We start from the raw sequence: 9,537 nt of genomic DNA, 5'->3' as shown, positions 1-9,537 counted from the left end.
CTCTGTCGTCGTGGGGGGCCGGGGCGGTGAGCGAGCCGTCGTCCAGGCGGGTGACCACGCGCAGGTCCCCGCCGCGCACGTCCGCGTCCGGGTGGAAGGCGACCCGGACCGTGCCGGGCAGTGCATAGCCCTGGGAGTCGGCGTGGCGGATGACCTCATCGCACAGCTCGCTGGCGAGGGTGGACCCCCACGAGCGGGCGCGCTCGAAGTCGGCGGGGGAGAAGTGGACCACGTAGCTGTTGGGCGCGACCGTGTGGCCCTCGGACAGCGCGATCGACTCGTCGTCCATCGCCTGTCGCAGGGCCGAGGCGATCTCCACCGGCTTGACCGCCCGCGGACCGCCGGCCGAGAAGGCCGAGCGCACGGCCCGCTCCAGGCCGCGTTCGAGGTTGTCCAGAAGTCCCACGACGGGGCCCCTTTCCACAGTTGTCCGTCCCGATACTACGGGCCGGGCTGGGAGACCGCCGAGAACAGCGGGATTCTGCGGGGTGGAGCGCGGGTGGGAGAGGTGCCGGAGGGGGCGAGCCACGGGCGTGGCGGGGACGCGGGGGTGGGCGTCGGGGTCGATTTGCACGCCCGGGCGGCCGGGGGTTAGAGTATTCCTCGCTGCCTGTGACGGTCGCCGGATGTCCGGAGCCGAGATCAGGAAGCCGCTCGCGCGAGTGGCGGAATTGGTAGACGCGCTGGCTTCAGGTGCCAGTGTTCGCAAGAACGTGGGGGTTCAAGTCCCCCCTCGCGCACCGAGGACGAAGGCCCCGGAACCACACGGTTCCGGGGCCTTCGGCGTTCCCAGGCTGGTCCGGGCGGGCGGCCCTCACGGCTTGACGCACACCACCGGGACGCGCGCCTCGAGGATGATCTGCTGCGCGGCCGATCCCAGCAGCAGCTTGCCCACGGGGGAGCGGTGCTTCACGCCCACCACGATCCGGCTCGCGCCCACGCGCTCGGCATGCTCGAGCAGGTCGCCGACGGCGTCCCGGCCGCGCTCCTGGGCGTGCGCCACGGACACGGCGACGCCGGCCTCGCGCGCCTCCGCCTCGTCCGGCTCGGTCCCGTCGAGGGAGAACCAGACCACGTCCTCTCCGCGCAGGGCCGCCTCGGCCAGAGCGGCCCGCCAGGCCGCGGCGCTCTCGGGGGTGCTGGTTCCGGTGCTGATGATCGTCATGGGGACCACTGTGCGTCATGGGCGCGGCCCCCGTCACCACCCGGACCGGTTGTCGTCGGTCACTCTGCGGACGCGGAGCGCACGCAGCCCCGCTGCGCTGTTACCGTGACCTCCACCACTCGCACCTGTCCCCGCCGCCACTCCCTGGCGGCGGGGTGTCTCTGTTAGGAACCGCCATGTCCTCCACCTCCCCCGACGGCCCCCCGCGCCGACGCACGGGGATCGGCCGGATCGTCTTCAGTGTGATCGCGGTGCTCACCGTGCTCGCGGCCTCCGCCTTCTCCATCCGCTCGGCCTCGGGAGGCAACGACATCCGCACCAACCTGACCCTCATCGCCCCCGCGGCCGCCGGCGGCGGCTGGGACTCGTTCCAGCGCGAGCTGCAGCAGACCATGCGCGTCAACGGGCTCGTGAACAACGTCCAGGTGGTCAACATTCCCGGCGCCGGCGGCACCATCGCCCTCGGGCAGCTGACCACGCTCGAGGACGCGAACAACCTCATGGTGGGCGGCACCGGCCAGATCGCCGCCCACGCGGCCCGCGGCACCGGCCCCGAGCTCTCCGAGGTCACCGCGGTCAGCCGCGTCGTCGAGGAGTACAGCCTCGTGGTGGTCCCGGCGGACTCGCCGTACCAGAGCATGGACGACCTGGTGACCGCCTGGCGCGCGGACCCCGCCCACGTGGCGTGGACCGGCGGCGGCTCCTTCGACCAGCTCGTCATGGCGGACATCGCCCGCACGGCCGACGTGCCGGTCGCGGACACCACCTACATCCCGTCCGACGGCGGCGGCGAGGCCATCCAGGCCCTGCTCAACGGCACCGCCCAGGCCTCCGCCGGCGGCTTCGCGGACATCTACCCGCAGGTCGAGGCCGGCCGACTGCGCGCCCTCGGCGTGGTGGCGGCCGAGCCGCTGGCCGGCGTCGAGGAGATCCCGACCCTGCGCTCCCAGGGCTACGACGTCACGCTCACCAACTGGCGCGCCCTGTTCGTGCCGCCGGGCGTCTCCGCGGAGGAGCGCACCGAGCTCGAGACCCTCATCGCCGAGGCGGTCGACACCCCCGAGTGGAAGGAGGCGGTGCAGCGCAACTACTGGAACCCCGTGCCCCTCTCCGGCACCGAACTCGAGGAGTTCATCGCCGCCGAGAAGGAGCGCATCGGCACGCTGACGGAGGAGATCAAGTGAGCCACGCATCCACCGTCCCCCCCGCCGCCGACGCCCCCTCCCGCTGGGGACGCGCCGCCGGGCTCTCCGGACTCGTCATGCCGGCCGTGCTGGCCGCGTTCAGCCTCTACCTGCTGCTGGGGTCCCTGACCATGGACACCGACGGCGCCGACTTCCCCGGCCCGGACTTCTTCCCGCTGATCCTCGCGGTCACAGGTCTCGTGATCGCCGCCGCGCTCGCGGTGGAGGTCGTGCGCGTGCGCCAGGCCCCCGAGGGTCAGGCCGATGCGGACGGCGAGGTCGGCCAGGCGGCCGGCCCGCTGACCCTGTTCCACTCGGACTTCGGCGCGCTGGCCTGGTGCTTCCTCGGCTTCCTCGCGTTCGCCGTCCTGCTGCCCTGGCTCGGGTGGATCCTCGCCGGGGCGCTGCTGTTCTGGTGCATCACGCGGGCGTTCGGCGCCCCGCACCCCGTGTTCGACATCCTCGTCGCCCTGTTCGTCTCCTCGCTGGCCTACCTCGGCTTCGCGGTGGCCCTGGGCCTGACCCTGCCCTCGGGCATCCTGGGAGGTGGCTTCTGACATGGAGACCCTCGGACTCCTCATGGAGGGCTTCGCCGGAGCCCTCACCCCCATGAACCTGCTCTGGGTGGTGCTGGGCTGTCTGCTCGGCACCGCGGTCGGCGTGATGCCCGGCCTCGGCTCCTCGATGGCCGTGGCCCTGCTGCTGCCCATGACCTTCGCCCTCGATCCCACCGCCGCGTTCATCATGTTCTCCGGCGTGTACTTCGGCGGTCTCTTCGGCGACTCCACCATGGCCATCCTCATGAACACCCCCGGCCAGGCCTCGGCCATCGCCTCCACGTTCGAGGGCCACCGCATGGCCCAGGACGGCCGGGCGGCCCAGGCCCTGGCGACGGCGGCGCTCGGCGCCTTCATCGGCGGCATGGTGGCCTCGGTGTGCGTCGTGTTCCTCGCCCCCGTGCTGGCGGAGTTCTCCACGAGATTCGGCCCCGCGGAGTACTTCGCGCTCGCGCTCTTCGCGTTCGTGGCCACCTCCTCGGTGGTCGCCGACTCGGTGCTGCGCGGCCTGGCCTCCCTGGTGCTGGGACTGGGCATCGCCGTCGTCGGGATCGATGCGGTGACCGGCACCGAGCGCTTCACGATGGGCTCGCCGCAGCTGTTCGACGGCATCCCGCTGGTGACCGTCACGGTGGCGATCCTCGCGCTCGGCGAGGTGTTCCACGTGGCCTCCCGGGTGCGCCGCGAGCACGAAGACCTGCGCATCCGCCGCACCGGCCGGCCGTGGCTCTCGGGCGCCGAGTTCCGCGAGGCCGCCCCGGCGTGGCTGCGCGGCACGGCGATCGGCCTGCCGTTCGGCATCGTGCCGGTGGGCGGCTCCGAGGTGCCGACGTTCCTCGCGTACTCGGTCGAGCGGCGCCTGGACCGACGCCGGGCGCATCCGCAGTTCGGCCGCGGCGCGATCCGCGGGCTGGCGGCCCCCGAGGCGGCGGGCAACTCGACCACCGGCATGGCGATGGGCGCCCTGCTCACGCTCGGCCTGCCCGTCTCCGCGACGGCGGCCATCATGCTGGCGGCGTTCCGCCAGTACGGGCTGCAGCCCGGCCCGCTGCTGTTCGACCGCAGCCCGGACCTCGTGTGGGCGCTGCTGGCCAGCTTCTTCATCGCGATGATCGTGCTGCTGGCGATCAACCTGCCGTTCGCGCAGCTGTGGGCCAAGCTCCTGCTGATCCCGAAGCACTACCTCTACGCGGGGATCACGCTGTTCTGCGGGCTGGGCATCTACGCCACCACGGGCGCGGTGTTCGACCTGCTGATGCTCCTGGGGATCGGCGTGCTGGGCTTCCTGATGCGGCGGTACGGCTACCCGCTGGCGCCGCTGATGATCGGCATGGTGCTCGGCCCGCTGGCGGAGACCAGCCTGCGCGACGCCCTGCTCAGCTCGGTGGGCGACCCGGCCGTGCTCGTCTCCACCCCCATCACGTGGGTGATCTACGGGATCCTGGCGATCGTGCTGGCGTTCTCGGTGCGGGCCGCCGTCGTGCGCCGGACGCGTCAGGACGTGTGAGCGGAGGCGGGATCCGCGCCCCCGAAGGCAACGCGGGTTGAGTTGTCACCGATGTGCGGTCTCCGCACCCGTGACAACTCAACCCGCGTTTCTGGTGGGCGGCGGCCCGCTCAGTAGTGGTACGTGTCCGACGGCGCCGTGATCGCGTTGTCCTGGTCCGGGTACCGCGTGGAGTGCACGCCGAACGCGGTGGCCAGCCCGAGGATCTTCTCCGCGCGTGCCTTGCGGGGCAGGTCGGAGCCGTTGCGGATCTCGCCGCCGTCGGCCTCGAAGTCCGCGAGGAACTCGTGGGCCCACGCCAGCTCCTCCTGGGACGGGCTGAGCCCCTCGTTCACGGCCGCGCACTGCTCCGGCGCGAGGCACAGCTTGCCGGTCATGCCGAACTCCGCGGTCACCGCCGTCGCCTCGGCGAGCTTCACGCCGGTGGAGCCCACGGTCGGCCCGTCGATCGCGCCCGGCAGCCCCGTGGCCCGCGCCGCGATCGTGAACTGGGACCGCGTGTACGCCAGCGCCTGCGGCGACTCGCCCAGGCCGGTGTCGCGGCGGAAGTCGCCGATCCCGAAGGCCAGCCGGAACGTGCCCTTCGCGGCGGCGATCGAGTCGATCCGCTGCAGCCCGCGCGCCGTCTCCACGAGCGCCACGACGGGCACGCCGGGCAGCCGTCGGGCGGTCTCGTTCACGTGGTCCGTGGACTCCACCATCGCCAGCACGACGCCGGCCAGGCCGCCCTCGGCGACCGGCCCGCCCAGGTGCGCGGGCAGGGCCGCGGCGAGCGCCTCGACGTCCTGCTCCCACCACCGCGAGCCGTAGCCGTTGAGCCGCACCCAGCCGGTGTGCCCGGAGGTCAGCCAGGCGACGGCGTCCGCGCGGGCCTGGTCCTTGTCCTTGGGGGCCACGGCGTCCTCGATGTCGAGGATGACGATGTCCGCGGCCGAGTCCTCGGCGGGCTGGAACCGTTCGGGCTGGGCGGCGTTGACCAGCAGCCAGGAGCGGGCGAGCTCCGGATCGATGCGCTGGCCGGGCACGGGCTGGAACGCGGGGGAGGGGGTGATCGCGGCGGGCAGGGTCACGGTCATGAGGGGCTCCTTCACGGGGCTGGGGCGTCGGGCCGAGGTCGCGGGCGGGGTGCCTCGCGCGGCGGACGGCCGGGGGACGGACCAGGTGGGCCCTGAGCGAGCGGCGTCGGTTCGACGCCGAAGGGCGCCGCGGGTGTGCGGCGCGTCCACAGCACAGTACACGCCACCGTGTCCGACGTCACCCGGGTGGGCGTGGATCTCGGCTCAGAAGGGGTGACGGGTGCGGGGGGAGCGCGTAGCGTTCATCGGGGTCCGGACGACGTCGGCCGCGCAATGGGGCGCGGCCCTCCGCGCGTCGGTCGGGCCGCGACACACCCCTGCCCACCGGACCACGAGGACGCTCAATGACGAGGATCCCCGCCGAGGACGAGGCCGTGACGGCGCCGTCCTCCCCGCTCGACAACGCCCTGGCCCAGCTCTCCGCCGCCGTGAAGACGCTCGGCTACGACGAGGGCCTGCACCAGATGCTCGCCGCCCCCCGCCGCGAGATGGCCGTCTCCATCCCCCTGCGCCGCGACGACGGCTCCACCGAGGTGCTCCGCGGCTACCGCGTGCAGCACAACTTCTCCCGCGGCCCGGCCAAGGGCGGCGTGCGCTTCAGTCAGGACGTGGACCTGGACGAGGTCCGCGCGCTGGCCATGTGGATGACCTGGAAGTGCGCCCTGTTGGACGTGCCCTATGGCGGCGCCAAGGGCGGGGTGGCCATCGACCCCCGCCAGTACTCGAAGGCCGAGCTCGAGCGCGTCACCCGCCGCTACACCTCCGAGATCCAGCCGATCATCGGCCCCGAGGTGGACATCCCCGCCCCGGACGTGGGCACGGACGAGCAGACCATGGCCTGGATGATGGACACCTACTCGGTGAACGTCGGCCACACCACGCTCGGCGTGGTCACCGGCAAGCCCGTCTCGCTCGGCGGCTCGCTGGGCCGCGCCTCCGCCACCTCGGCGGGCGTGGTCCACGTGGCGCTCGCCGCGCTCGAGCACCTCGGCATCGAGCCGTCGCAGGCGACGGCGGCGGTCCAGGGCTTCGGCAAGGTCGGCGCCGGCACGGTCGAGCTGCTCGAGGCGGCCGGCGTGAAGGTCGTGGCCGTGTCGGACCAGTACGGCGCCGTGCGCGACGACGAGGGCCTGCACTACGACGCCCTGCAGAGGCAGCTCTGGGACACCGGCTCCGTGAAGGACACCCCCGGCACCGCGCCCATGGACGCGGACGAGCTGCTCGAGATGGACGTGGACCTCGTGGTCCCGGCCGCCGTGCAGTCCGTGCTGACCGAGGAGAACGCCCCGCGCGTGCGCGCCCGGCTGGTCGTGGAGGGCGCCAACGGCCCCACCACGGGCGAGGCCGACCGCATCCTCGCGGAGAAGGGCGTCCTGGTCGTCCCGGACATCCTGGCCAACGCCGGCGGCGTGATCGTCTCCTACTTCGAGTGGGTCCAGGCGAACCAGGCCTACTGGTGGAGCCGCGAGGAGGTGGACGAGCGCCTGAAGCAGCGCATGGTCGCCGCATGGAAGGCCGTGCTGGCCACCTCCGAGAGCCGCCGCGTGAGCCTGCGCGAGGCCGCCACCCTGACCGCCGTGCAGCGCGTGGCCGAGGCCCACCGCACCCGCGGCCTCTACCCGTGACGGGGGGCGGCCCCGCCGCCTGACCCCGTCCGGCCGCCCGAGCGCGGCCCCGCTGCCCGCCCGCGGGCCGACGGCCCGGAACCCCGGAGGTTCCGGGCCGTCGTCGTGGGCGGGCCCGTCCCTGAGGTGCCCCCACGGCCCGTGACGTCCATCTCTATTTCGAATTTTGACGATCAGGCGTGGACAACCCGCCCGGATGATGTTTGAATTTGAAACAAGTTCGGAGGCCGAGGAACCGCCCGCCGCGGCGGCCCACCCCGGACACACCAGACAGACCCGCTTCAGAAGGAGCACCCCATGAACGCCATCACCACCGGCACCTGGAACCTGGACGCCGCGCACTCGGACGTCGACTTCGTCGTCCGCCACGCGGGCATCTCCAAGGTCCGCGGCACCTTCCACGCCGTGGAGGGCCAGCTCGTCATCGCCGAGCAGTTCGCCCAGTCCTCCGTCGACGTGACCGTCGACGTCGCCTCCATCAGCACCAAGAACGAGGGCCGCGACGCCCACCTGCGCTCCGCCGACTTCTTCGACGTGGAGCAGTTCCCCACCATGACCTTCCGCTCCACCGAGGTCCGCGGCGAGCCCGAGGAGTTCACCCTGGTCGGCGAGCTGACGCTGCACGGCGTCACCCGGACCGTGGAGCTCGAGGCCGAGTTCGGCGGCCAGGACAAGGATCCCTTCGGCGCGACCCGCGTGGGCTTCGAGGCCACGGGCGAGATCTCCCGCAAGGACTTCGGCCTGACCTGGAACGCGGCCACCGAGGCCGGCGGCCTCCTGGTCTCGGACAAGGTGAAGCTCGAGATCGGCGCCGCCTTCGTGCTGCCCGAGGCCGACGCCCAGGCCTGAGCCTGAGTCGACCTCGCGCGTCGAGACCGGGTCCCTCGATGAGGGGCCCGGTCTCCTCGTAGGGTGGGGCCCATGATGGCTTCGAAGACCCCGCACCAGAACGTCACGTTCGACCTGCCCACGAAGGACGCCGGCCAGGACGGCGACCGGACGGGCCACGGCTACCTCGCGCTGCCCGCCTCCGGGAAGGGCCCCGGCGTGATCGTGATCCAGGAGTGGTGGGGCCTGGTGGACCACATCAAGGACGTGTGCGACCGCCTCGCCGACCTCGGCTTCGTCGCGCTCGCCCCGGACCTCTACGGCGGCTGGATCGCCCACGACGGTGACGAGGCCGGCGAGATGATGCAGAACCTGCCCGCCGAGGAGGGCGCCCGCCAGCTGGCCGGCGCCGTCGACTGGCTCCTCGCCCGGGACGAGGTGACCTCGCAGACCGTGGGGGCGATCGGCTTCTGCATGGGCGGCGGCTTCGTACTCGCCCTCGCGGCACAGCAGGGCGACAAGGTCTCCGCCGCCGTGCCCTTCTACGGCGTGGGCCAGGGCGTGCCCGGCGACTTCTCCGGCGTCACCGCCGCCGTCCAGGGCCACTACGCCGAACAGGACGACTCCTTCCCCGTCGAGGACGCGCGGCGGCAGGAGCAGCAGATCCGCGAGGAGTCCGGGGCCGACGTCGAGTACTTCTACTACGACGCCCCGCACGCCTTCCACAACGACGAGAACCCCCAGGGCAACTACCGGCCCGAGGCCGCGGCCCTCGCCTGGGACCGCGCCGTCTCCTTCCTGAAGGAGAAGGTCCGCTGAGCGGCTCCCGTGGCGGCCGGGGCGGGAAGTCCCGCGCGAGCAGGGGCGGCCCCGCCCGATCCACCCGCTCCGGCGGCGGGCGCGGCGTGGCCAAGGGCGTGAAGCCCGCGGGCCGCGCCGGGGGCGAGGGCCGGCGTCGTCCCGCGCCCGCGCCACCGGCCGACCTGCCCGTCCCGCCCGAGACCCTCTTCCTGGCCACCATCCCCGGGGCCACGCCGTCCACGTGGGTCGAGCGGTTCACCACGCGCCAGCGCACGGTGCAGCTCGTCAACCACGACGACGCGGCCCAGCTGGCCCACCTCGCCCACGACGACGCCGGTCAGCCCCGCCACTTCCTGCCGCAGCTGGGCTACGTGCGGCGCCGGCGCGACGTGTCCGTCGAGGAGTTCCTGCGCGCCGGCGACGTCGACCCGCGGCACGTGCACCTCGTGGGCGTCTACTCCGAGCTGCCGGTGGTGTGCGTGGGCAGGGACCACCTGCTCGCCGCGTGGGACGTGGACGCGGACGGCCCGGTGCCGCCCGCCGAGCTCGACCCGGACGAGGAGCTGGATCCCGCCCGCTTCGCCCCGGCCCCCAGCGCGGAGCCGATGGACGCCGCCGAGCTGCCCGGCGCGGGCGAGCGGATGGCCCTGGAGATCGCCGCGTCCGGCGCCGGCCACGTCGTGCTGCCGATGTCCGTGGCCCGCATGTTCGGCCGCAAGGACGTGATCGTGCTGCCGCTGGCCTCCACCCTCGACGACACCGTGGGCCTGTCCCGCGCCGACCGCGAGGCCGCA

10 protein-coding genes and 1 tRNA gene are annotated in these 9,537 nt (G+C 73.1%); 8 read left to right on the top strand and 3 right to left on the bottom strand.

Annotation, left to right across the window (positions count from 1 at the left end):
- The coding region (locus D8M29_RS05155) for a DUF3662 domain-containing protein (protein WP_127445830.1) at positions 1 to 406 on the bottom strand (406 nt) is incomplete at its 3' end.
- A gap of 250 nt (positions 407 to 656) precedes the next feature.
- On the opposite strand from D8M29_RS05155, the gene D8M29_RS05150 reads away from it, so the two are divergent.
- Positions 657 to 740 (top strand) — tRNA-Leu (locus tag D8M29_RS05150).
- Between the two features lie 74 nt (positions 741 to 814).
- Here the strand turns inward: D8M29_RS05150 and D8M29_RS05145 are convergent.
- Positions 815 to 1,165 carry a universal stress protein gene (locus D8M29_RS05145; protein ID WP_017489351.1) on the bottom strand — a complete coding sequence of 117 codons (351 nt, stop codon included), beginning with the start codon at positions 1,163 to 1,165 and terminating at the stop codon, positions 815 to 817.
- 176 nt (positions 1,166 to 1,341) lie between these two features.
- Between D8M29_RS05145 and D8M29_RS05140 the strand changes: the two genes are divergently transcribed.
- Genes D8M29_RS05140 through tctA form a run of 3 tightly spaced genes read left to right on the top strand, consistent with a single transcriptional unit; the run spans position 1,342 to position 4,413 of the window.
- Entirely contained in the window at positions 1,342 to 2,349 is a 1,008-nt protein-coding gene (locus D8M29_RS05140) for a tripartite tricarboxylate transporter substrate binding protein (RefSeq protein ID WP_127435429.1), read from the top strand.
- Positions 2,346 to 2,906 (top strand): tripartite tricarboxylate transporter TctB family protein, encoded by a 561-nt coding sequence (locus tag D8M29_RS05135; protein ID WP_115260218.1) that lies wholly within the window; start codon positions 2,346 to 2,348, stop codon positions 2,904 to 2,906. Before D8M29_RS05140 ends, D8M29_RS05135 begins: the two co-directional genes overlap by 4 nt.
- 1 nt (position 2,907) lies before the next feature.
- Positions 2,908 to 4,413 carry a tripartite tricarboxylate transporter permease TctA gene (gene tctA, locus D8M29_RS05130; RefSeq protein WP_036341427.1) on the top strand — a complete coding sequence of 502 codons (1,506 nt, stop codon included), beginning with the start codon at positions 2,908 to 2,910 and terminating at the stop codon, positions 4,411 to 4,413.
- A 110-nt stretch (positions 4,414 to 4,523) separates the two neighbouring features.
- Here the strand turns inward: tctA and D8M29_RS05125 are convergent, their stop codons facing one another.
- Positions 4,524 to 5,489, bottom strand: coding sequence for a CoA ester lyase (locus D8M29_RS05125; RefSeq protein WP_049146384.1), 966 nt, complete (start codon positions 5,487 to 5,489; stop codon positions 4,524 to 4,526).
- A gap of 344 nt (positions 5,490 to 5,833) precedes the next feature.
- On the opposite strand from D8M29_RS05125, the gene D8M29_RS05120 reads away from it, so the two are divergent.
- The 4 genes from D8M29_RS05120 to D8M29_RS05105 form a co-directional block, all read left to right on the top strand.
- The gene (locus tag D8M29_RS05120; RefSeq protein WP_036316520.1) at positions 5,834 to 7,114 is read left to right on the top strand and encodes a Glu/Leu/Phe/Val dehydrogenase; all 1,281 of its coding nucleotides are present in this window, start codon (positions 5,834 to 5,836) and stop codon (positions 7,112 to 7,114) included.
- Positions 7,115 to 7,411: 297 nt separating this feature from the next.
- Entirely contained in the window at positions 7,412 to 7,963 is a 552-nt protein-coding gene (locus tag D8M29_RS05115) for a YceI family protein (protein ID WP_036316519.1), read from the top strand.
- A gap of 72 nt (positions 7,964 to 8,035) precedes the next feature.
- The gene (locus tag D8M29_RS05110) at positions 8,036 to 8,761 is read left to right on the top strand and encodes a dienelactone hydrolase family protein (RefSeq protein ID WP_036316518.1); all 726 of its coding nucleotides are present in this window, start codon (positions 8,036 to 8,038) and stop codon (positions 8,759 to 8,761) included.
- An 86-nt stretch (positions 8,762 to 8,847) separates the two neighbouring features.
- The coding region (locus D8M29_RS05105) for a hypothetical protein (RefSeq protein WP_127445829.1) at positions 8,848 to 9,537 on the top strand (690 nt) is incomplete at its 3' end.

The organism is Micrococcus sp. HSID17227, from assembly GCF_003989405.1.
GTDB classification, from domain to species: domain Bacteria; phylum Actinomycetota; class Actinomycetes; order Actinomycetales; family Micrococcaceae; genus Micrococcus; species Micrococcus luteus.
This window is presented reverse-complemented; position numbering and strand designations above follow the sequence as displayed.